This is a genomic window from Cobetia sp. MM1IDA2H-1, from assembly GCF_002916775.2.
GTDB lineage: Bacteria > Pseudomonadota > Gammaproteobacteria > Pseudomonadales > Halomonadaceae > Cobetia > Cobetia marina.
Genome location: NZ_CM133225.1, coordinates 956,858 through 979,846, shown reverse-complemented (window position 1 = coordinate 979,846; position 22,989 = coordinate 956,858). Strand labels below are relative to the sequence as shown.

Sequence of the window (22,989 nt, the reverse complement as noted above, 5' to 3'; positions counted from 1 at the left end):
ATCGCTGATGCAGGCCGTTTTTCTGGCAGTCAGACCGCCTCACCTCCCAGGGACAAGCGCCTCACGCATGGCGTGCCAGCAGCGCCGCCAGCAAGCGCTGCACCTGCGGCATGCCTGCCTCGATCACCGACTCCGTTCCGGCCCTCGTCGGCTCCTCCTCCCCGACCCCGGCCGCGTGACTGATCACCAGGCACAGGCTGGCGTACTCCATCTCGAGTTCCCGGGCCAGCACGGCCTCGGGCATCCCCGTCATGCCCACCAACGTATTGCCATCGCGCGCCATCAGACGAATCTCGGCCGCGGTTTCCAGTCTCGGCCCCTGCACCACGCCCAGCACTCCGCCTGCCTGGATCACCAGTCCCGCGTCAGAGGCCGCCGAATGCAGCTCCTCGCGCCAGACACGGTGATACGGCCAGGCGAATGCCACATGCTGGAACGGCTTGAAACGGCCATCGAAGAACGAGCCCTCGCGCCCCGTCGTGTAATCGATCAACTGATCCGGGACCACCAGCGTGCCCGGCGCCAGCGTCGGGTCGATACCTGACACGCAGTTGACGCCAACGACGTGAGTCGCCCCGGCCTGCTTGAGCGCCCACAGGTTGGCGCGATAATTGATTCGGTGCGGCGGCATCTTGTGGGGTTGACCGTGCCGCGCCAGAAACAGGATCGACCTGCCGCCGAGCCGCCCTTGCACCACCCCGCAGGACGCCGCCCCCAAGGGAGTTTCCTGACCACCCCGCTTGAGCACCTCCAGCCCCGGCCAATGGCCGAACCCGGTCCCCCCGATGACTGCCAGCATCTCCTGTCTCCTCGCCACCCATGTGCAGGAATCTCTCAAGGGCCGAACGCTTCGCCCCTGAGCGAACGCTACTCCGAGCCAACCGATAACGACAAGCACAATCGTCACGCTCTGCGCCAAGAGACGAGAAAAGGCCCCGAAAACGACACCACCCGCCGCGGTGGCCCGGGCGGGTGGTGATCACATGCCGGCGTGGCTGCGATGGTGAGACAGGACGGCAGCGCGACGAAACCGCCTCGTCTTCAGGAACGTTACAGCCCCTTGGGCGCGTAGATGCCCGGCGCGTTGCGCCAGTAGCCCTTGTAATCCATGCCGAAACCGAACAGGAAGCGGTCTTCGACATCCAGACCACAGAAGTCGGCCTTGAAGCCCGGATAGGCCTTGCGATCGTGCTTCTTGTCCACCAGCACACAGCTGGACACGCTGCGCGCACCCGCTTCACGGCAGTACTCGATGATGGCCGCCAGGGTGCCACCCTCATCGAGGATGTCATCGACGATGACCACGTCACGACCGGCCATCGGCAGTTCCGGATTGACGCGCCAGAACAGCTCGCCGCCGCGCATGGCACCGCGGTAACGCGTCGCGTGCAGATAATCGACTTCCAGCGGGAACTTGAGTCGGGTCAACAGCTGACCTGCGGTAATCAGGCCGCCATTCATCACGCAGTAGAAGATCGGCATGCGATCACCAAGGCTGCGGGTCAACTCCCCGGCCATGCGATCGAGTGCGACCTCCAGCTCTGCCTGGGGAATCAGGCAGTCGGCGTTGTCCATCACGTCTCGCATTTCGGCATGCAGGGCGCTCAGGGAGTCAGGCGTCGGAGTCAGCATCGGGAGTTTCCTGGGTATCACTGGCCTCATCTCCACGTCGGGCGGACGTGGCAGAGGATGTAGCAGCGGAGGATGAAGCAGAACGGCGGGACCCGCTCTGCGCAGCGTGTGACGGCGAGGCTTCAGCGGCCTTGCCGTCCTGTTCGTCTTGCGGTCGGCGCGAGGACGACTCGCGATCAGCATTCGTGTCGCCTTGAGGAGCAGCGCCCTCGAGGGACAGCACGTCAGCGAAGTGCAGGCGCTGCCCCGGCAGGGCCACGCGTGCATCGTGCTCACGGATGATGTCATGGATGCGCAGCAGCACATCCTGCTTGATGGCGTGATACTTCACCCAGTCGGTGGTGCGCGTGAAGACGTACACGAAGAAGTCCAGAGAGTGTTCACCGTAGCTGTTGAAGTTCACGATCTGGGTCCGCGTCTGGTCGATCTCGTCATGCCCTTCCACCATCTCGCGGACCGCGGTGATGATGTCACCGACCCGGGTGGCATCTTCGTAACGCAAGCCAATGGTCTCGAAGATGCGCCGGTTGTACATCCGTGACGGATTCTCCACCGCGATGCTGGTGAAGATGGCGTTGGGGATGTAGAGCGGACGCATGTCGAAGGTGCGGATGCGCGTCAGCCGCCAGCCGATGTCCTCGACGGTGCCCTCGATCTCGCGGTCCGGCGAGCGAATCCAGTCACCGACCTTGAACGGGCGGTCGAGATGGATCATCAGGGCACCGAAGAAGTTGGCCAGCAGATCACGCGCGGCGAAGCCCACGGCGATACCGCCGACGCCACCGAAGGCCATCACGCCGGACAGTGACACACCGAGATTCTGCAGGATGGCCAGACCCACCAGCACGATCACGACGGCACGCAGCAGCTTGCTGATCGCCGAGGCCGTGGTGGCATCCATCGCGTTGACGTTGGTGCCGGGCGGTGGCGTGGTACGCAGCGACTCGAAGCGCTTGATCATGCGAATCAACGCCCAGGCCAGCGCCAGCAGGGTGATGATCTGGCGCACCGTGCCCAGGTAGGCCTCCAGGCTGCCGGGCGCGAACTGATGGGCAAGAATGTCCAGCGCGACCAGCGACCCCATGCTGTAGAGCCACAGAGACAGCGGATGGCGCAGCCCGTGCAGCAGCGCGTCATCCCACAGGTTGCGACTCTTCTCGGCATGCACGGCCAGGCGACTGAGCAGAATGCGCTCGCTCAGATGCAGCACGACCACGGCCACCAGCACCAGGGCGAGGTTGATCCCCCAGAGTGGCAGACCGAAGGTCTGCTCCACCCAGTTGCGCAGCGGCTCGACCCAGTGATTGATCATCTCTTCGGCAGGCGCCGCCAGCTTGTCGGCAGCCGCCTCGGTGGCGGATTTCTCAGCCATGTGGAGTCCTTGGGTGACGTCTGGAGGAAAAGCCCCTCAAGGCTGGCTCATTCAGCCAAGCCCGATGGCATGGCCACCTGCTCGAGCGGCTGACTGGCCGCCAGCGCCTCGAGACGTGCATGGGTACGCCGCCAGCGAGACAGCCCCGCAAGGCCCTCGAGCGTGGGGCGGGCGCGCCCGTAGCGCAGACGCGCCTGACGCTTGCCGGCATTGCGCTGCTCATCCCCATCGAGGCTGTCGAGCACGGCACGTGCGGCGGCGGGATCATTGCACACCAGCGCCATGTCGCAGCCGGCATCCAGTGCCAGACGAGCGCGCACTTCCGGCTCGCCCTCGGCCACGGCAGCCGCCATGCCCAGGTCATCGGAGAAGATGGCACCCTTGAAACCGAACTCCTCACGCAGCAGTCCCAGCCAGCTTGGCGAGAAGCCGGCGGGGCGCGCATCGAAATCGGGGTAGATGACATGAGCCGGCATCACGCCACCCAGGCGATCCGCCAGCGCCGCGAAGGGCTTGAGATCATGCTCGCGCAGCTCGCGGAAGGAGCGGGGGTCGATCACGCGCTCGCGGTGGGTATCCGCCGCGATGCCACCGTGACCGGGATAATGCTTGCCGACCGCTGCCATGCCAGCTTCGCGCAGGCCCTCGATGAAGGCGGTACCGACGGCAATCACGTCCTCGGGAGTCGTCCCGAAACTGCGGTCGCCGATGATGGTGGAACCCGCGACATCGATATCCAATACCGGCGCGAAGGTGATGTCGCAGCCAATGGCGGCCATCTCCATGCCCAGCAACCAGCCGGCGTCACGGGCAAACCCGAGCCCTGACGACTGGGCATCATCACCGCAGCCGTCACAGTCACGTCCCAGGCAGCAATGTGCCAGGGCGCGCATCGGCGGCAGGCGGGTCACGCCTTCGCGCAGCCGTTGCACCCGTCCGCCTTCCTGATCGATGGCGATCAACAGATGTGGATTGACGCGGCGGATCTCACCGCACAGCGCCAGCACCTGCTCGGGAGAAACACAGTTGCGCGCAAACAGGATGACGCCGCCAACGGCGGGGCGTGCCAGTAGTTCACGTTCGTCAGACGTGAGGGTATGCCCCTCGACGTCGAGCATTACGGAGCCCAATGGCTGTGTCATGACATCCTTCCTGTCCATGGCCTGCTGGCCGTGTCATGCGCTGCAAGGCATGGCACGCACGGCAGGGTTTCATGTCGTTACGGGGCTCGGCAGCCTGGAAGACAAGCCTCAGGACAGGCGGCCGGCGCGAGGAAAGGCGCAATTCTAGCCGACTGAGCGCGACTCGAACAGTCGCGAGCACCAGCCGCCAGGCAACGCAGCGTCAGGCGTGCAACAGCACTGGCGTTCCGGCCGGCGCATGCCGGTAAAGGCACAGCAGATCCTCATCGCGCAGACGAATGCACCCATGGGAGGCCGGGGTGCCCATCGGCTCGCTGGTCGGCGTGCCATGGAAGTAGATGTAGCGCCGCAGGCTGTCGACGCGCTGTCCCGCCGCGTTGCGGCCACGGTTGATACCGGGCTCGCGACCGCTGAGCCACAGGATACGCGTCAGGATCCAGTCGCGTTCGGGGTGCTCGGCGGCCAGTCGAGGCGTGAACACCTCTCCCGTGAAGCGCCGCCCACGATAGACGGCACCACGCGGATTGCCCTCCCCGATCGCGGCGCGAACCACATGCCAGCCGGTCGGCGTGCAACCGCTGCCATCGAGCTCGCCGATACCGTTGAGGCCGCTGGAGATCGCACAGGCATGCACCAGCGTGTCAGGGTCAGCCGCGGGGGGCGGCGCATCACGACTGCCACTGGGCGCGTCATTGCGTATCTCAAGACGCTGGCGGGTGAGATCCACCGCCACCCAGCAAGCCATCAGCTGGCCGCCTGGGTGACCGCTTCACCATCTCCGAGCGAGGCCGGCAGCGGAGCCGCCATCGCCGCCACCACCACCGGACGCATGTGCTGGATCAGCTCGCGCACACTGGTGTGATGGCCGTATTCGGCCTCTTCGATATCGCGCAGTGCGTCCAGTCCCGAGAAGGTGAAGATCACGCTGCCGAGCATGAAGTGCAGACGCCAGAAGCGCTCGTTGTCTGGCAGGTCCGGCGTCGCAAGCTTCAGGAGCTCGGCGAAGCGGCTGAAGACCGTGCCGTAATGCTCGCGGATGTAGCGACGCATGTGGCCCTGCCCCTGGGTATAGGCAAGCCCGAGCAGGCGCATGAAGGTACGCAGGCTGTTGCGCTCGGCCGGCACCTCCAGCACCGTGCGCGCCATCACTTCCAGCAGCGTTTCCAGCGGCACCTGACGACCGGCATGCTGCTGCTCGACACTGTCGAGTGCCGCATGGAAACGCTCGCTGAAGGGGTCGAGATAGCGGGCGAACACTGCCTGGATCAATGACTTCTTTGAGCCGAAGTGATAATTGACCGCCGCCAGGTTGACCTTGGCCTTGCTGGTGATATTGCGCAGCGAGGTTTCGGCGAAGCCTCGCTCGGCGAACAGGACCTCGGCGGTATCGAGGATACGGGTAACGGTATCGGTCTGGGCCATGGGCGGATGCCTTGTCAGGTGATCAGTCACGAGGGGGCACGGGAGTTCTTGTCCCCCCGGACAACGGCAAGGCCGTGGCCCGGGGGGCGACTCTTCTCATGCAGGTCAATCAAACGACATGTCGGTCTTCACGCACCGCGTGTCAGGCAGCGACTCCGAGGCGGAGGCTGCCACGAGCCGTGTCCCGAGCACAGGACACACAGGGCCTGTGTACCGGTAGCGGGATGCGCCCGACGAACATTCGTTTGAAACAAGATAATTCTAGCTGTCCATGCCATGACTGGCAATTGCTGGTTGTTTCAAACACTCGACAGCCAAGACCGGCAGGACGCGCATTCACGCGGGACATTCGGGGACGGGATGGTCATGGGGCGTCCCGGACACCCGCTGTCTCGCGTCAGCATGTCGATGTCGACGAAGATGCCGGCAACGTTGCTGCCAAAGCACCCACGATGCCTTGCATGACCGCCATGACTGGATACAATGACAGTTGTATGGATGCACACCCCGTGCCGTCAGCTCAGATGCCGCCCAGGCCAAAGGCAATGCCCATGACTCAGCCGCTTACTCCGCGCCAGCAGGATGTCTTCGACTTCATCATCAAGACCATCAAGTCCTCAGGCTATCCGCCAACGCGTGCCGAAATCGCCCAGGCACTGGGCTTTCGCTCACCGAATGCCGCGGAAGAGCATCTGCGTGCCCTGAAGCGCAAGGGAGCCATCGAGATGGTGCCGGGCACCTCGCGGGGCATCCGCGTGCCGTCTCTGGCCGAGGCGGAAGAGGATAGCGAGCAGGGCCTGCCGGTCATCGGGGAAGTGGCCGCTGGCAGCCCTATCCTGGCCAGCCAGCATATCGATCGCCATTGCCCACTGCCCAGTGACTACTTCTCGCCTGCCGCCGACTATCTGCTGCGCGTGCGCGGGGTCTCGATGAAGGATGTCGGCATTCTGGAAGGTGACCTGCTGGCCGTGCACCGCACGAGCAGCGTGCGTGACGGACAGATCGTGGTGGCGCGTCTGGGGGATGAAGTGACGGTGAAGCGCTTCCGTCGCGATGGCCATTACGTATGGCTGGAAGCCGAGAACGAGGACTTCGCGCCCATCAAGGTGGATCTGCGCACGGACAGCCTGGAAATCGAGGGCCTCGGCGTGGGCGTGATCCGCGATGGCGGCCTGCACTGATCTTAAGGCTCGCAGGCAGTCTGTCCTCACAGCGCTGACGCGCAGATGACGATTGTCGCCATCAGGGCATCCACAAAAAAACCCGCCGATTGGCGGGTTTTTTTGTGGATGGCAGACATGCGGGAAGTGCTCAGTGCACCATGCCTTCCGACTGCTCGTCTTCATCATCCTCGCCATCCCACAGGCGGGTGCGGGTGATGGCGTGGTCGATCATCTCACGCGCGACCTCGAAGCGATTGTCACGCAGCAGATCGGCAGCTTCATCGGAGATGCGGATACTGAGAAGTGGCTCACCTTCACTCTCGGCGGCACGCAGGATCACTTCCCCATCTTCCATTTGCACGATTTCAAGTACGGCGGGATCGGACACGTCATTCCTCCTGCACGGCATCCTGAGGATACCGGCGTCGTTGTGATCGTCAGCTTGACGGCGGGCAGGCCCTGCGACTTGCAGTCACTGGCGACAATGCAGAAAAAAGTACGACCACAGCCAGAGCCATGGTCGTACCGGAGAATGCAGGGCTTGCCACAATGCCGCCAGTCTAGCACCCGTCATGCCAGGGCGTCACCTGAATGACAGGTGCGTGACATGCCAGCGCCTTCGGGTCAGGCAAGGCGCGACGCTACCACTCCACATTCGACTCGCGAAGGTGTGACAGCAACGCCTTCATGGCGCTGACTGCCGTGGCGAGACGCTCTGCCAGAGGCGCATTGGCCGCCGCGGCGATGATGAGACCATCGCCACGCGCCTGGCCTTCCTCACGCCGGGCAGCACCGCCCTCTTCATGCAGACGCGTGATATCGGCCACCAGCTGGCTCAACCAACTGTCCGGCTGCGCCTGCAGGCTTCGCAACTGCTCGATTTCCGCCACGGGAGTCGGCGGTGTGGCCAGCCGCTCGCGCCAGCTGCCCTCAGGCCAGCGTGCCGACGCGGCGCACTCCTCGATCAACGAGGCCAATGCCAGCTCCATCAACGCCAGCGCCCCTTCCTCACCGGCCATGCGCCGTGCGACGGCATGCTCATCACGCGTCGCGACGGCCGCCTGCTCCAGCAGCAACTCGGCCTGATACAGCAGTTGATTGGTGCGGCCACGCTGGCTCATCAGCTCTTGGCTCCCTTGCGCTTGTCCTCGACGACCCAACGGCCGTTGTCGAAGGTCGCCTTCCACCCCGTCGCCTTGCCATCTTCGTCCGTCATCACGAACTGCTCCTTGGCCTTGCGCGAGAAACGAATCTGCGTCGGGCGGCCATCGGGGTCTTTCTCCGGCGCCTTGAGGATGAAGTGATACTTCTCCGGCAGCTCGTCGGCATGCGCCTTGAGCTCGCTGACCAGCGGCGGACGCGTCTCGCGATTCTTGGGGAACTGACTGGCGGCAAGGAACAGGCCACTGGCGCCATCACGCAGCACGTAGTGATCCTCGACCTTCACGCAGGCAAGTTCCGGCATGGGGATCGGGTCCATCTTCGGCGGCGCGACCTCCCCGGACTTGAGCAGCTTGCGGGTGTTCTTGCAATCCTCGTTGGTGCAGCCGAAGTACTTGCCGAAACGCCCGGTCTTGAGCTGCATGTCGGCACCGCACTTGTCGCACTCGATGACCGGCCCATCGTAGCCCTTGATGCGGAACTGACCCTGCTCGACTTCATGTCCCACGCAGTCCGGGCTGTTGCCGCAGACGTGCAGCTTGCGCTGCTCGTCGATCAGATAGCTGTCCATGGCCGTGGCGCAGATCGGGCAACGGCGCTTGGCACGCAGTGCATCGGTCTCGGCATTCTCATCCGCGTCAGCGGCGACCGCCTCATCCCCCGGCAACAGGTCGATGGTGGTCTTGCAGCGCTCCTTGGGCGGAAGGTTGTAACCGGAGCACCCCAGGAAGACGCCGGTGGAGGCGGTACGGATCTGCATCTCGCGACCACAGGTCGGGCAGGCGATATCGGTCGGCACCGGCTGATTCGGGCGCATGCCCTCTTCTGACTGGGCGTGATCCAGCTCGGCCTTGAACTCGGCGTAGAAGGCATCCAGCAGCTCGCGCCAGTTGCGCTGACCATTGGCCACCTCATCGAGGTAGTCTTCCATGCGCGCGGTGAAGCCGAAGTCCATCAGGTCCTTGAAGGATTCACTGAGACGATCAGTGACGATGTCACCCAGCTTCTCGGCGTAGAAACGCCGATTTTCCAGCGCCACGTAACCACGATCCTGAATGGTCGAGATGATGGCCGCATAGGTCGAAGGACGGCCGATGCCGCGCTTCTCCAGCTCCTTGACCAGACTGGCTTCGGTGTAACGCGCCGTCGGCTTGGTGAAGTGCTGCTGCGGGTCCAGCTCGACCAGCTCCAGCACCTCGCCGATGGCCAGGTCCGGCAGTGACTGGTCCTCTTCCTTCTTGCCCGCCGGCTTCATCACGCGGGTATAACCGTCAAACTTGAGCACCCGGCCCTTGGCGCGCAGCTCGTAGCCATCGACCTCGATGGTCAGGGTCGAGGACAGATACTCTGCCGGCACCATCTGGCAGGCGACGAACTGACGCCAGATCAGCTCATACAGACGCTCCGCGTCACGCTCCATGCCGGTGAGGTCCGTCGCGCGACGCGCCACCTCGGAGGGACGGATCGCTTCGTGAGCTTCCTGAGCGCCTTCCTTGCTGGAGTAGACGTTGGCGGCCTGCGGCAGATAGTTGTCGCCGAATTCCTCAGCGATGAAGTCCCGCGCGGTGGCCACCGCGTCCGCCGACAGATTGGTCGAGTCGGTACGCATGTAAGTGATGTAACCGGCCTCGTAGAGGCGCTGCGCCATCATCATGGTCTTCTTGACCGAGAAGCCGAGACGACTGCTGGCCGCCTGCTGCAGGGTCGAGGTGATGAAGGGGGCATTCGGCTTGGAGCGGGTCGGCTTGTCTTCGCGATTGGAAATCGCGAGCCGAGCGGTACGCAGCGCCGCGATGCGATCCAGCGTTTCCTTCTCGCTGGTCGGACGGAAGGCCTTGCCATCCTGACGCGCCAGCTCGAAACGGATCGCCTCGCCGCTGGTCGCGGCAAGCTCTGCGTGCACATCCCAGAATTCTTCCGGAATGAAGGCACGGATCTCACGCTCACGCTCGACGATCAAGCGCACGGCAACCGACTGCACTCGCCCGGCCGACAGCCCACGAGCCACCTTGGCCCACAGCAGCGGCGAGACCATGAAACCGACGACACGATCCAGATAGCGACGCGCCTGCTGAGCATGCACGCGGTCCATCTTCAGATCGCCCGGCTCATCGAAGGCCGCCGTGATCGCCTTCTTGGTGATCTCGTTGAACACCACGCGCTTGTAGCGGGTATCGTCGCCACCGATGGTCTCGCGCAGGTGCCAGGCAATCGCCTCACCTTCGCGGTCCAGATCCGTCGCGAGATAGATGGTGTCGGCCTTCTCGGCCAGGCGCGTCAGCTCGGAGACGACCTTTTCCTTGCCGGGCAGGATCTCGTAATGCGCCTCCCAGCCGTTCTCCGGGTCTACCCCCATGCGACGGATAAGCTGCGTCTTGGCCTTCTTTTCCTTGTGAGCCGCCTTGGCTTCCGGCGACATCTTGCGCGTCTCGGCTGCCTGACGGGCACGCTCCTTGGGATCGGTGGCCTGCTTGCCGCTACCGCTGGTCGGCAGATCGCGGATATGCCCAACACTCGACTTCACCACGAAGTCGTTGCCGAGATACTTGTTGATGGTCTTGGCCTTGGCAGGCGACTCGACGATCACCAGTGACTTGCCCATGGTTGCTCGCATCTCCTGGCCGGCGCTGACTGCACCGGCGAATGACTCGTAGCGCTGGGTTTTATCCCAGCCTAAAAATGCGCCTACCCTACCCCAGCATTTCAGCGCTGACCAGCAATGTTGCCAGCACCACGACATGTGGGTGGTGGCAGCGGACATCACACACCACCCCGAATCTCGAGAATCGACGCCCGAGGCATGACGCGGTCATCGACCGGCACCCGGACCTGCCAGACCCGCCAGGTGCATGTGTCGCCATGACGACAGGCAAGCCATGACTATATATAAGTGGCCTTTTCACGATTCGTCACATCAGTGTGGCATTACTGACACAGGCAGTGGCAGGCCTGCGGGTCAACGTAGATGCCATCCTCACAGCCTGGGCCTCTCGGATCACGACGTGTCTGGCTGACCACCAGCCTGACGCCAGCGCTTGTGAAGACGCAAGTCATGTCGCTACCATCGCCGCCATGGCAGCCGAATCACTCACGCGCTACCACACCAATCAACCACGACACTCGACAGGCTCCCTTTACGTCGTCAATGTAGTAAAATGACAACACAAACCGCCTGACCCCTCACGCAAGTGTTCAAGGAGTATGTTCTCATGCCGCACGCGTTCAACGGCCCGATCCGCCGCACCAAGATTGTCGCCACACTCGGTCCGGCCAGTGACAAGCCGGGCGTCCTCGACGCGATGATCCGTGCCGGAGTGGATGTGGTTCGCCTCAACTTCTCTCACGGCAGCCCCGAAGACCACCGCATGCGTGCCGAGGCCGTCCGTGCCGCCGCCGCCGCCCAGGGCCGCAGCGTCGCCGTGCTGGGTGATCTGCAGGGTCCGAAGATCCGCATCGCCCGCTTCAAGGACACCGCTGTCCAGCTTCAGGAAGGCCAACCGTTCATCCTGGACATCGGCCTGGGCCGCGATGAAGGTACCGTCGAGCGTGTCGGCTGCGACTATCAGCAACTGGCCGATGACGTGGTCGCCGGCGACGTTCTGCTGCTTGATGACGGTCGCGTGGTGCTCGAGGTCAACGAACTCAAGGGCAACGAGATCCACACCACCGTCAAGGTGGGTGGCAAGCTGTCCAACAACAAGGGCATCAACAAGCAAGGCGGTGGCCTGTCCGCCGAGGCGCTGACCGAGAAGGACAAGGCAGACCTCAAGACCGCCATCGACATCGGCGTGGACTATCTGGCCGTCTCCTTCCCGCGCAGTGGCGCCGACATGCAGCTGGCACGTGAGCTGCTGGGCGAGGAAGGTCGTGACATCGGCCTGATCGCCAAGGTCGAGCGCGCCGAAGCCGTCGCCGATGACGCCGTGCTCGACGGCATCATCCTCGCCAGTGAAGGCGTGATGGTGGCGCGTGGCGATCTGGGCGTGGAGATCGGCGACGCACAGCTGATCGGCGTGCAGAAGCGCATGATCCGCCGTGCCCGCAGCCTCAACCGCGTGGTCATCACCGCGACCCAGATGATGGAGTCGATGATCAGCGCCCCGCTGCCGACCCGCGCCGAAGTCTTCGACGTCGCCAATGCCGTGCTCGACGGCACCGACGCCGTGATGCTGTCGGCCGAGACCGCGGCAGGCGATTTCCCGGTCGAGACCATCGAGACCATGGATCGTGTCTGCCTGGGTGCCGAGCGTGAACGTGCCGCCCAGGAATCCCAGCACCGCATCCACGAAGGCTTCAGCAAGACAGACGAGACCATCGCACTGTCTGCCATGTACGCGGCCAACCACCTGACGGGTGTCGTGGCCATCGTCTGCATGACCGAATCCGGCTACACCCCGCTGATCGCCTCGCGCATCCGCTCGGGTCTGCCGATCGTCGGTCTCGCCCAGGACCAGAAGACCCAGCGCCGCATGGCTCTCTATCGTGGCGTGGTGTCACTGCCCTTCGACTCCAGCGAGCTGCCGGCGCAGGAGATCAACCGTCGCGCCATCGCCGAGCTGGAAGCGCGCGGCATCGCCAACCGTGGTGATCTGGTGATTCTGACCCGCGGCGATCAGATGAATGCCCACGGTGGCACCAACACCATGAAGATCGTCACTGTCGGTGGCACCATCGACTGAGCGACCGGCATCGACGGATCGACACCGGCAGCGTTATCACTGGCGGGGCTGACACCCCGCCTTCAGGAGATCAAGCGGCATGAGCGAGCAACGACCCAAGCGCCAGGCACGACGCACCCTGGCAGAACGCAAGCGGATTGCGCTGGTGGCTCACGATGGCAAGAAGGATGAGATGCTGGCCTGGGCCATGCGCTGGCGCGATGAGCTGTCACGCCACCAGCTGCTGGGCACCGGCACCACGGCCCGACGCATCAGCAAGGAGCTCGGACTTGAGGTCGAAGGCCTGATGAGCGGGCCGCTGGGCGGTGATCAGCAGATCGGTGCGCGCATCGCCGAAGGCAATCTCGACCTGCTCATCTTCCTGTGGGACCCGTTCGCTCCGATGCCGCACGACCCTGACGTCAAGGCGCTGCTGCGCCTGGCGACACTGTGGAACGTGCCGGTGGCCAACAATGTCGCGAGTGCCGACTTCATGTTCCACTCATCACTGATGTCGGAGTCGGTCGAGATCGCGGTCCCCGATGCCAATGACTGGGTCAGCACCCGCGCCTGACACTGGCACATTGCCGATACACGTAAACGCCCGCCCCTCATTTGAGTGGGCGGGCGTTTACGTATGGACCCATGTCAGCGTGATCCACACCGTTATTGGCTTCATGCAGGACAGCGAATATCCGCGAAAATGTCGTAATCAAACTACATTTCGGACCTTTACCTGACTGGCTAGCTGGCTGACGGCAACATGCCCCTTCCTCCAGGCGTCTGATGCCTCACGCCTGAATCCTGAGCTGGCTGGCGATGATCGCCCCGCGTGAGGCCATGCAATAGAGCCCGATGTGATGGGCGTCTCGCTGCGGGTGGATGGCGGGCGCAGGCAATCCGAGGGCAGCCACGCTTTCCGAACTCAGATCATAGGTGGCGCAGGCAGGCTCCAGCACCACGATGTCGCTCACCTCGCCCAGCAGACCATGATTGCGTGCAGAGAGAAGCGTCAGCACCAGGTCCATCACGCAGATGTCCGTGCAGATTCCCGCCACTACCAGCGTCTTCAGTCGCTGCCGGCCAACCCAATCCTGCAGCGCATTGACACCGCTTGCCGGGTCGATCGCGCCAATATATCCATTGATGCAATCCTTGCGTACCAGAGTGGCATGCGGATCGCTCTCCAGCCACGCAAGCTCGGCCACCAGCTCATCCTCGCCACTGCCCTGCTCACAGTGAGCGGGATAGGGCGGCTCCGGGACGCCGGGTGAGTGGGAGTCAATGAAAGCCAGCAGTGGGCGGCCGTGCGCCGAGAAACAGCGCGCCACGTCGTCACTGAGCGCCACCATGCGGGTTACCTGGGCATTGTCGGCCTGCGGGGCCAGAGCGCCTCCTTGCACCTGACAGAAGCCGTTGATCTCATCGACCAGAATCAGTCCGGCACTCGGCAGCGAACATTCGTAAGGGGCAGGCCGTACCGGCAGGCGCGCATCCAGCGCAAGGGGGGAGTCGAGAGGCGCGGGGGATGCAGGAAACGACAACGGCGAGCTGTCGGGGCTGCTGGCCGAGGTAGCATCGGCCTTTGACGCTCTCGTGTCAGTCTCTGAGGAAGCAATGGAGTGAGGCATCGTGTCGTACCCGAGGCAAGGAAAGCCTTCAGAGTATCAGCAGGTCACCGGACATGGCAGCGACGCACGGGCGATGGCTGCCATGTCCAAGGATACTCAGCCCGGATCAGACTCGCCTGCCACACAATCTGGCGAAGCTGAGGGCGCGTCGTCCAGATATCCCTGGCCACGCACGCTGCTGGTATCGCGCTTCAACACCGCAAACTGGGCGACACGCCCGGGGTCGTCCTCGATCCGCTCGGCAAGGCACACCAGACCCGGCCTGCGTGCGAGAGACGGTGGCGCGATCGCCAGGGTATCGTGGCGCCCCTCGGCCATGTCCAGCGCATCCGCCATGTGCAGGCATTCGATGCGTGCGACACCGGGGAGATTGTGCTCAAGCCACTCACTGCACTCCTCGAACAGAGCCTCGCGCGCCACGATGCGCTGGACCTTCGAGGGACAGAGGTCCGGTGGCCCCAGCAGGCTGAGGCTGATGGCACGGAAAAGCCGACGCTCCACCCGAATGCCCGGCCAGCATGCCAACGCCTCGTGGGTGGCCGTCACCGGTCGCTGATGCCCTCTTGACCAGGGGACGACGGCAGCCTCCACCTCTCCTCTCACCAGAGCGTTGACCACCTCGTCGATGCCCGCATAGGCACTCAAGGTGGCATTCGAGGCATACATCTTGGCGGCGCATTCGCGTGAGTACCCCCCGAGCCGTCCCGGGTAACCGATCCGCAGCACATGAGCCGATGCGCGCGTTGTCGATGCATTTTCCTGAGCTTCGCTTACCGTCACCTTCATCCCTGCCCCTCATGACAACGACTGATGAACATCCGACTTGCCATCAGCATAGCCGTAAATGGCGCACTCAGGCGAAACCACCATTGGCGCCGATGACCTGCCCGGTGACCCAGGCGGATTCCTCACCAGCCAACCAGGCCACGACGGCCGCGATATCCGTGGCATCCGCGATACGCCCCAGCGCTGCCATGCCCTTGAGGCGCTCGATGGTCTCCTCGCTCTTGCCATGCCGGAACAGCCCGGTATCCGTCGGGCCCGGCGCCACGGCATTGACGGTAATCCCGCGTGCGCCGACCTCCTTGGCCAGCACGCGAGTGAGCTGGTCCACCGCGGCCTTGGACGCCGCATAGGGACCATAGGTGGCGAACATCTGGCGCGTCACGGAGGTGGAGATATTGATCACGCGGCCCCCATCACGCAGCTTGCGCGAGGCTTCGCGCATCATGTTGAAGCTGCCGGTGAGGTTGGCCTGCATCAGACTGGAAAAGTCCTCATCCGTGAACTCGGCCAGCGGCTTGTAGAGGCTCATCCCGGCATTGTTGACCAGAATATCCACTCCGCCATAGTGCTCAGTGGCCAACGTGAACAGCTGACTGGCCATCTTGCTGTCGCCGACATCGCCCTGGACGGCAAGCGCCTGCCCGCCAGCTGCCACTATCTCGGCCACCACCTGATTCGCCCCATCGACATCACTGCGGTAATTGACCACCACCCGGGCGCCGTCCGCCGCCAGACGCTGAGCGATGCCTGCGCCGATGCCGCGCGAGGCTCCGGTCACCACCGCCACCTTGTCGCTCAACTGCTGTGCATTCTCCGACATGGCTGTCTCCCCTTTCGTCATGGGCCATCGATTTCAAGGACCCTCAATCTCAAGGTCCCTCAATCTCAAGGTCCCTCAATCTCGAACCTTGAGCGTCTCAGTCAGACCTCATCATTGCAGCAACCGGATGCCACTGACACCCCTGCAACGCGGGGTTTCGTATCAACGAAAGAACCGCCACCCCGGGCATGCCGGTGGTGGCGGTTCTTTTACATCGGAGGCCTGCCTCAGGCTTGGCCGTTGGCCTGACGCTCGAAGGTATCGGCACGCAGGATCTCGATCCAGTAGCCGTCGGGATCCTTGACGAAGGCCAGACCCTTCATCTTGCCATCATCGGGGCGCTTGACGAACTCGACACCCAGCGATTCGAAGCGCTCGCTGGCGGCGTAGACGTCCGGCACGCTGACCCCGATGTGGCCGAAGCCCTGAGGCTGGGCGTTGCCGTCATGATAGGCGAAGTCCGGGTCGTCCTCGGTCCCCCAGTTGTGCGTCAGCTCCAGCATCGCCTCACGCCCGAAGGTGTAGGTGGTGCGCTTGAGATCATCACTCGGCACGTCGCTGGCCTGGTCGTCGTCCAGATAGGCGAGGAAATAGAGGCTGAACTGCATTTCCGGGAAGTCGAGCTTGCGCACCAGGCGCATGCCGAGCACACGGGTATAGAAGTCCAGACTACGCGTCGGATCCTTGATGCGCAGCATGGTCTGGTTGAAGACATAGCCTCGGGTAGCCGGATCAATCTGCTCACTCAGGCCGGGAACCTGCTCGAAATGTGTTGCCATGATGGTCCTTCCACAGGAAAGGACGGCAGGACATCCACGATGCCCGGCCGTCCCTGGTGATCGAATAGCTGTCAGATGGAGACGGCGAGCGGGTTTTGCAACCTCGCCGGCCGCGGCATCACTCGATTTCGATCAGTACTTCCCCCGGCGTGACGCGATCGCCGCGAGCCACGTGGATGGCCTTGACGGTACCGTCGACGCGCGCCGTGATCTCGGTCTCCATCTTCATCGCCTCGCTGATCAGCACCGACTGGCCTGCCGTGACGCTGTCACCCACCGCCACCAGCACCTCGACGATATTGCCCGGCATCGCCGTGGTGACGTGCCCCGGCGCAGACGCACTCGCGCGCCCGCCGCTCTGGCCACCTGCCACGTAATCGTCCTTGGCTTCGAATACCACCTCTTCCGGCATGCCATCCAGAGTCAGATAGACGTGACGCTTGCTGCCCTTGGCACCGCCGACGCCGGTGATCTGCACCGCATAGGACTCGCCGTGGACATCGATGACGAATTCGGTCGGCACGCCGGAAGACACCGGACGCTCCGCCTCGCCCTGGGGGATGATTTCCGGCGTGAGCGTGCCGGCGCGGCGCTCGCTGAGAAAGTCACGTCCCAGCTCCGGGAACATGGCAAAGGTCAAGACATCCTCAGGGGACTCGGCCAGCTCGCCCAGCTCCTCGGTGAGACGCGCCATTTCCGGGCTCAGCAGGTCTGCCGGACGCCCGACCTCCACCGGTGCGTTGCCGATGGCACGCGAGCGAACCTCTTCGTTGACCGGTGCCGGCGCCTGGCCATAGCCGCCCTGCAGATAGCGCTTCACTTCATTGGTGATGCTCTTGTAGCGCTCGCCGGTCAGCACGTTGAGCACCGCCTGGGTACCGACGATCTGTGAGGTCGGGGTGACCAGCGGCGGATAGCCCAGATCGGCACGCACACGCGGAATCTCGGCGAACACCTCACGAATGCGCTCCAGCGCATTCTGCTCCTTCAACTGACTGGCCAGGTTGGACATCATGCCGCCGGGGATCTGGCTGATCTGGACCGAGACATCCTCACGGGTGAATTCACTCTCGAAGGCCGAATACTTGCGGCGCACCTCACTGAAGTAGTCGCCGATCTCACGCAGCGACTCCAGTTCCAGTCCGGTGTCCCAGCGAGTGTCACGCAGCGAGGCGACGAAGGATTCGGTGGCCGGGTGGCTGGTGCCACCGGCGAAGGCCGAGATGCAGGTATCGATGTGGCGGCAGCCCGCCTCGACGGCCTTGATCTGACACTGCGGTGCCAGGCCTGCCGTGGCATGGCTGTGCAGGTGGATCGGCACTTCGACAGCCTCGACCAGCGCACTCACCAGGTCGAAGGTGGCATACGGGGTCAGCAGCCCGGCCATGTCCTTGATCGCGATGGAATCGGCGCCCATCTCGACCAGCTTGCGCGCCTGCTCGACATACATCTCCAGCGTATGCACCGGGCTCACGGTGTAGCAGATGGTGCCCTGGGCGTGCTTGCCGGCCTTCTTGACTGCGCGCATGGCGGTTTCCATGTTGCGCAGGTCATTCAGGGCATCGAACACGCGGAAGATATCGATGCCGCCGGCCGCGGCACGCTCGACGAAGGCCTCCACCACGTCATCGGCATAATGACGATAGCCGAGCAGGTTCTGGCCGCGCAGCAGCATCTGCAGCGGCGTGTTGGGCATGGCTTCCTTGAGCGACTTCAGACGCGCCCAGGGGTCTTCCTTCAGAAAGCGCACACAGGCATCGAAGGTCGCACCGCCCCAGACCTCGAGGCTGTAGAAGCCGGCCTGATCGAGACGTGCCGCGATGGGCAGCATGTCCTCGGTGCGCATGCGCGTGGCGATCAATGACTGGTGGCCATCACGCAGGACGACTTCGGTGACCTTGACGGCATCAGCCGCAGAGTCGCTCGCGGCATGGGGAGTGGAGGTAGCAGCAGTCATGTCAGGTGTCCTTGTCATTGTTGGTTGAGGAGTCGGGGGAAGGACTCGAACGGCATGTCAGGGGTGGACTCAGAGACCGGCGTGCGCCGCGATCGCCGCCGCGATCGCCAGTGCCGTCTGTTCCGGCAGGCGCTTGACCGAGTACTGGGTCAGCTCCGGATGCGCCGCCACGAAACCGGTATCGAAGCGCGCGTTGCGGAAGTCCGGATGCTTGAGGATTTCCTGATAGTAAGGCGCGGTGGTCTTGACCCCCTGCAGGCGCATGTCATTAAGGGCGCGTGACCCGCGATTGATGACCTCTTCCCATGTCAGCCCCCACACGATGAGCTTCAGGCACATGGAATCGAAATACGGCGGGATGGTGTAGCCGGTATAGATCGCGGTATCGGTTCGCACGCCAGGCCCGCCGGGGGCGTAGTAACGCGTGATGCGCCCGAAGCTGGGCAGGAAGTCGTTCTTGGGGTCCTCGGCATTGATGCGGAACTGGATGGCATAGCCGTGATGGCGGATGTCTTCCTGACGGAAGGCCAGCTTGTGGCCCCAGGCGATGCGGATCTGCTCGCGCACGATGTCCACGCCGGTGATCGCCTCGCTGATGGTGTGCTCCACCTGGACGCGGGTGTTCATCTCCATGAAGTAGATCTCGTTGCCCTTGACCAGGAACTCCACGGTACCGGCATTGCGATAGCCCACGGCCCGCGCGGCGCGCACCGCCATCTCTCCGACGTAGGAGCGCTGCTCCGGCGTCAGCTGAGGGCTGGGGGCAATCTCGATCAGCTTCTGGTTGCGGCGCTGGATGGAGCAGTCACGCTCGAACAGATGGATCACGTTGTCGTGACTGTCGGCCAGAATCTGGACCTCGATGTGATGCGGGTCGACCACGCAGCGCTCCAGGAAGACATCCGCACTGCCGAAGGCCTTGGTAGCCTCCGAGATCACGCGACCCCAGGCCTGCTTGAGCTGCTGGGCATCATCACAACGCCGGATACCCCGCCCCCCACCACCTGAGGTAGCCTTGAGCATCACCGGATACCCCACCTGCTCCGCCACGCTCAAGGCTTCCTCGACATCGGCCAGATTGCCCTTCGAGCCCGGCGTGACCGGCACGCCAGCCGCCTTCATGGCGGCGCGGGCTTCGGTCTTGTCTCCCATGCGCGCGATGACATCACTGGACGGGCCCACGAAGGCAATGCCCGCCGCTTCACAGATTCTCGCGAACTCAGCATTCTCGGAAAGGAAACCATAGCCCGGATGAATGGCATCACAGCCTGTCTCGCGGGCCAGATCCACCAGGCGACGGGGGTCCAGGTAGCCGGCCAGCGGGTCTTCGCCGATGAAATGCGCTTCATCGGCACGCTTGACGTGAAGCGAGAAACGATCGGCTTCGGTGTAGACCGCGACAGAGCGGATGTCCATCTCGGCACAGGCGCGTACAATGCGCACTGCGATTTCCCCTCGGTTGGCAATCAGCAACTTGCGGAACATGGTGACTCTCCCTGACGGAACGCGGTGATCTTGTTGTTGACGGCTTGCGTCTGACTCTCCTGCAACCCTGGAGGCTTGCGAGGGCAGTCATGTTCTCAGGCTTTCCACGCTACCCAGCGAGAGACCAATAGAAAAGTTGATATTTTTTTGCCAATCTATAAGTAAAACCTTATGACTGGGTGTGTCATGTCGCGTCCAAATCTGCTAAACCGATTAACTTTCAGACAGTTACAGGTATTTCAGGCTGTCCATCGCCAGCAGTCCTACTCGCGTGCGGCTGAGCAACTCGGACTGACACAGCCCGCCGTCAGTGCCCAGATTCGCCAATTGGAGCAGGCGCTCGAGCAATCGCTGTTCAAATATGCCGGCAAGACGCTGCATATCCTGCCGGCGGCGGATGCGCTGGCAAGCTCGGTACAGTCGATCTTCGGGGAAGTCTCGAGCCTGCAGATGGAGCTGTCGGAAATCGCCGGCACCATCCGTGGCGAGCTGAATCTGGCGGCCGTGTCCACGGCCCAGTATGTGGTGCCCCACATTCTGGCGCGCTTTCGTGCCCGCTACCCGGAAGTCTCGGTGCGCCTGCGCGTCTGCAATCGCGGCCAGGCACTGGAACGCCTCGCCGAGCGACGCGATGACCTGGTGATCATGGGCATGGTGCCCGATGACGCCAACCTGGCCTTCATGCCGATCCTGGACAACGAGCTGATCCCCATCGTCTGGCCCGGCCACCCGCTGCTGGACGTCAAGGGCGTCACGCTGGAGGATCTCGCCCAGTACTACATGCTGATGCGCGAGCCCGGCTCCGGCACGCGTACCGCCTTCGAGGAATTCGCCGCCCGCGAGCGCGTCTCGCTGCGCCATACGCTGGAGCTGGGCTCCAACGAGGCCATCAAGCAGGGCGTGATGGCGCATCTGGGCGTGGCGATCCTGCCGCGGCTGGCCGTCCAGCTGGAGCTGGCCTCCGGCCTGCTGGCCTCGCCGTCCCTGCCGGGATTCCCGCTCAGACGCTCCTGGTGCACGGTCTATCCCAAGGATCGCTACCCCACGCCGGTCACCGAGCTGTTCCTGCGTTTCGTGCGCGAGCTGCTGCCGGAGCTCAACGCACACTTCAGCGCGCCGATGGAGCCGATTCCCGGGCACAGCGTCGCCTGCCTGCCGCTGGCCACGGAGCAATGACGCTCCACCACACGCCCCTGTGCTCATGAACCAAAAAAACCGCCGCGGAGATGATCTCCGCGGCGGTTTTTGTCGGGCCAGTCCGGCTTATTTCACTTCCACACCATGCGCCTGCTTGTCGGCGTGATAGGAAGAGCGCACCAGCGGACCGGAGGCGACATGCGAGAAGCCCATCTCGCGCGCCTTCTGACCGAGCCAGTCGAAGGTATCCGGGTGGACCCAACGATCGATCGGCAGGTGGCTGCGTGACGGCTGCATGTACTGCCCGAGGGTCAGCATGTCGACGCCGTGATTGCGCAGGTCCTGCATGACCTCGAGCACCTGCTCGTCAGTCTCGCCCACCCCCAGCATCAGACCGGATTTGGTCTTCACTTCCGGGCGGCGCTCCTTGTAGCCCTTGAGCAGATCCAGCGACCACTGATAGTCGGCGCCCGGACGCACGCGGCGGTACAGGCTCGGCACGGTCTCCAGATTGTGGTTGAAGACATCCGGCGGTGTCTGCTCGAGCACGTCCAGCGCGACCTGCATGCGGCCACGGAAGTCCGGTACCAGCACTTCGATCTCGGTACCTTCACACTTCTCGCGGATCTCGCGGATGCACTCGGCGATGTGGTTGGAGCCACCGTCACGCAGGTCATCACGGTCAACGGAGGTCACGACGACGTAATTCAGGCGCATCTCGGCGATGGCTTCGGCCAGCTCGCGCGGCTCGTCGGCATTCAGCGCATTGGGACGACCGTGGGCCACGTCACAGAACGGGCAGCGACGGGTACAGATATCGCCCATGATCATGAAGGTCGCGGTGCCGCCGCTGAAGCACTCGCCCAGGTTCGGGCAGGAGGCTTCTTCACACACCGTGTGCAGGCCGTGCTTGCGCAGAGTCTGCTTGATGCGGCTCACCTCAGGGGAGGCAGGCATGCGCACGCGCAGCCAGTCCGGCTTCTTCGGTAAGGTCTCGGTGGGAATCACCTTGACCGGAATGCGAGCGACCTTCTCGGCGCCACGCAGCTTCACGCCACGCTCCTTGCGAGCAGGAGCAGCGGAGGGAGCGGGCTTCGGGGTAGCGGTGGTCTCGGTCATCAGTTCTGTCCTGCTGTTCGAGAAATGTCAGCCAGTGCCGCGGGCAGCCCGCTCACCGGAGTCAGGGTCACGTCCCCCAGGCTTGCGCCCAGACAACGCACCAGGCGGTCACGCTCAGCGGCAAGATCCACCGGCTCGCGCGTCAGGTCGCGTAGCTGGGTCATCGCCATGCCGGCATAGCCGCAGGGATTGATGCGCCCGAAAGGCGCAAGGTCCATGTCCAGATTGATCGCCACGCCATGGAAACTGCATCCACGTCGGATGCGCAACCCCAGCGAGGCAATCTTGGCCTCTTCCATCGAGCGGCGCGGATCATCCATGCGCTGCGCCGATTTCTTCACGTAGACCCCCGGGGCATCGGGGCGTGGATACGCCTCGATGCCGTGCTCGGCCAACGCCGCCACCACCGTCTCTTCCAGCGCAGTCACCAGCTGGCGAACACCGATGCCGCCACGCTTGACGTTGAGCAACGGGTAGAGCACCAGCTGGCCGGGGCCGTGATAGGTCACCTGGCCACCCCGGTCGGTCTGCACCACCGGGATATCACCCGGCATCAGCAGATGTTCCGGCTTGCCAGCCTGTCCCTGGGTAAAGACGGGGGCGTGCTCCACTACCCACAGCTCATCCGGGGACTCCGGCGAGCGGGTATCGGTGAAGTCACGCATCGCCGACCACACTTCCTCATACGGCAGCACGCCGAGGTGGTGGACGTGAATCGTGTTCAT

21 protein-coding genes are annotated in these 22,989 nt (G+C 63.7%); 4 read left to right on the top strand and 17 right to left on the bottom strand.

Going from position 1 to position 22,989, the window contains the following annotated elements; all coding sequences use genetic code 11:
- Positions 1–61: 61 nt before the first annotated feature.
- The 6 genes from BOH68_RS04215 to BOH68_RS04190 form a co-directional block, all read right to left on the bottom strand.
- Positions 62–799 carry an S-methyl-5'-thioinosine phosphorylase gene (locus BOH68_RS04215; RefSeq protein WP_077371990.1) on the bottom strand — a complete coding sequence of 246 codons (738 nt, stop codon included), beginning with the start codon at positions 797–799 and terminating at the stop codon, positions 62–64.
- A gap of 251 nt (positions 800–1,050) precedes the next feature.
- Positions 1,051–1,632, bottom strand: a complete 582-nt coding sequence (locus BOH68_RS04210) for a hypoxanthine-guanine phosphoribosyltransferase (protein ID WP_077371987.1) — start codon at positions 1,630–1,632, stop codon at positions 1,051–1,053.
- Entirely contained in the window at positions 1,613–3,004 is a 1,392-nt protein-coding gene (locus tag BOH68_RS04205) for a mechanosensitive ion channel family protein (RefSeq protein ID WP_240499577.1), read from the bottom strand. The genes BOH68_RS04210 and BOH68_RS04205 overlap by 20 nt, the downstream gene beginning before the upstream one ends.
- A 47-nt stretch (positions 3,005–3,051) precedes the next feature.
- Positions 3,052–4,146 carry a beta-N-acetylhexosaminidase gene (gene nagZ, locus BOH68_RS04200; protein WP_077371984.1) on the bottom strand — a complete coding sequence of 365 codons (1,095 nt, stop codon included), beginning with the start codon at positions 4,144–4,146 and terminating at the stop codon, positions 3,052–3,054.
- A gap of 202 nt (positions 4,147–4,348) precedes the next feature.
- A complete protein-coding gene (locus tag BOH68_RS04195) occupies positions 4,349–4,891 on the bottom strand; it encodes a L,D-transpeptidase (protein ID WP_077371981.1) in 543 nt (180 codons plus the stop codon).
- Positions 4,891–5,568 (bottom strand): TetR/AcrR family transcriptional regulator, encoded by a 678-nt coding sequence (locus BOH68_RS04190; protein ID WP_077371978.1) that lies wholly within the window; start codon positions 5,566–5,568, stop codon positions 4,891–4,893. Before BOH68_RS04190 ends, BOH68_RS04195 begins: the two co-directional genes overlap by 1 nt.
- 551 nt (positions 5,569–6,119) lie before the next feature.
- Between BOH68_RS04190 and lexA the strand changes: the two genes are divergently transcribed.
- On the top strand, positions 6,120–6,749 hold the full coding sequence (lexA, locus tag BOH68_RS04185; RefSeq protein WP_077371975.1) for a transcriptional repressor LexA: 630 nt from the start codon (positions 6,120–6,122) through the stop codon (positions 6,747–6,749).
- 130 nt (positions 6,750–6,879) lie between these two features.
- Here the strand turns inward: lexA and BOH68_RS04180 are convergent, their stop codons facing one another.
- The 3 genes from BOH68_RS04180 to topA all read right to left on the bottom strand — a co-directional run bounded on the left by BOH68_RS04180 (position 6,880) and on the right by topA (position 10,494).
- Complete coding sequence (locus BOH68_RS04180) at positions 6,880–7,119, bottom strand: hypothetical protein (protein WP_103751365.1); 240 nt, start codon at positions 7,117–7,119, stop codon at positions 6,880–6,882.
- A gap of 253 nt (positions 7,120–7,372) precedes the next feature.
- Positions 7,373–7,852, bottom strand: coding sequence for a DUF6586 family protein (locus tag BOH68_RS04175; RefSeq protein WP_077371969.1), 480 nt, complete (start codon positions 7,850–7,852; stop codon positions 7,373–7,375).
- Positions 7,852–10,494 carry a type I DNA topoisomerase gene (gene topA / locus BOH68_RS04170; protein ID WP_077371966.1) on the bottom strand — a complete coding sequence of 881 codons (2,643 nt, stop codon included), beginning with the start codon at positions 10,492–10,494 and terminating at the stop codon, positions 7,852–7,854. Before topA ends, BOH68_RS04175 begins: the two co-directional genes overlap by 1 nt.
- A gap of 607 nt (positions 10,495–11,101) precedes the next feature.
- Between topA and pyk the strand changes: the two genes are divergently transcribed.
- A complete protein-coding gene (pyk, locus tag BOH68_RS04165; protein WP_077371963.1) occupies positions 11,102–12,571 on the top strand; it encodes a pyruvate kinase in 1,470 nt (489 codons plus the stop codon).
- A gap of 79 nt (positions 12,572–12,650) precedes the next feature.
- Positions 12,651–13,124, top strand: coding sequence for a methylglyoxal synthase (locus BOH68_RS04160; protein WP_077371960.1), 474 nt, complete (start codon positions 12,651–12,653; stop codon positions 13,122–13,124).
- A gap of 217 nt (positions 13,125–13,341) precedes the next feature.
- Here the strand turns inward: BOH68_RS04160 and BOH68_RS04155 are convergent, their stop codons facing one another.
- The 6 genes from BOH68_RS04155 to BOH68_RS04130 form a co-directional block, all read right to left on the bottom strand.
- Positions 13,342–14,094: an isochorismatase family protein gene (locus BOH68_RS04155; protein WP_219815737.1), complete on the bottom strand. Its 753-nt coding sequence runs from the start codon at positions 14,092–14,094 to the stop codon at positions 13,342–13,344.
- Between the two features lie 183 nt (positions 14,095–14,277).
- Positions 14,278–14,967 (bottom strand): prephenate dehydratase domain-containing protein, encoded by a 690-nt coding sequence (locus BOH68_RS04150; RefSeq protein WP_077371954.1) that lies wholly within the window; start codon positions 14,965–14,967, stop codon positions 14,278–14,280.
- 67 nt (positions 14,968–15,034) lie between these two features.
- Positions 15,035–15,787, bottom strand: coding sequence for an SDR family oxidoreductase (locus tag BOH68_RS04145; protein ID WP_077371951.1), 753 nt, complete (start codon positions 15,785–15,787; stop codon positions 15,035–15,037).
- Positions 15,788–16,014: 227 nt separating this feature from the next.
- Positions 16,015–16,566, bottom strand: coding sequence for a lactoylglutathione lyase (gene gloA / locus BOH68_RS04140; protein ID WP_077371949.1), 552 nt, complete (start codon positions 16,564–16,566; stop codon positions 16,015–16,017).
- 118 nt (positions 16,567–16,684) lie between these two features.
- Complete coding sequence (oadA, locus tag BOH68_RS04135) at positions 16,685–18,523, bottom strand: sodium-extruding oxaloacetate decarboxylase subunit alpha (RefSeq protein ID WP_077371946.1); 1,839 nt, start codon at positions 18,521–18,523, stop codon at positions 16,685–16,687.
- A gap of 69 nt (positions 18,524–18,592) precedes the next feature.
- A complete protein-coding gene (locus tag BOH68_RS04130) occupies positions 18,593–20,008 on the bottom strand; it encodes an acetyl-CoA carboxylase biotin carboxylase subunit (protein ID WP_077371943.1) in 1,416 nt (471 codons plus the stop codon).
- Between the two features lie 186 nt (positions 20,009–20,194).
- On the opposite strand from BOH68_RS04130, the gene BOH68_RS04125 reads away from it, so the two are divergent.
- Positions 20,195–21,184 (top strand): LysR family transcriptional regulator, encoded by a 990-nt coding sequence (locus BOH68_RS04125; protein WP_077371939.1) that lies wholly within the window; start codon positions 20,195–20,197, stop codon positions 21,182–21,184.
- Positions 21,185–21,271: 87 nt separating this feature from the next.
- Here BOH68_RS04125 and lipA read toward each other — a convergent pair whose 3' ends face one another.
- Together lipA and lipB are read right to left on the bottom strand one after the other, a co-directional pair.
- On the bottom strand, positions 21,272–22,264 hold the full coding sequence (lipA, locus tag BOH68_RS04120; RefSeq protein ID WP_077371936.1) for a lipoyl synthase: 993 nt from the start codon (positions 22,262–22,264) through the stop codon (positions 21,272–21,274).
- Complete coding sequence (lipB, locus tag BOH68_RS04115; protein WP_077371933.1) at positions 22,264–22,989, bottom strand: lipoyl(octanoyl) transferase LipB; 726 nt, start codon at positions 22,987–22,989, stop codon at positions 22,264–22,266. The genes lipA and lipB overlap by 1 nt, the downstream gene beginning before the upstream one ends.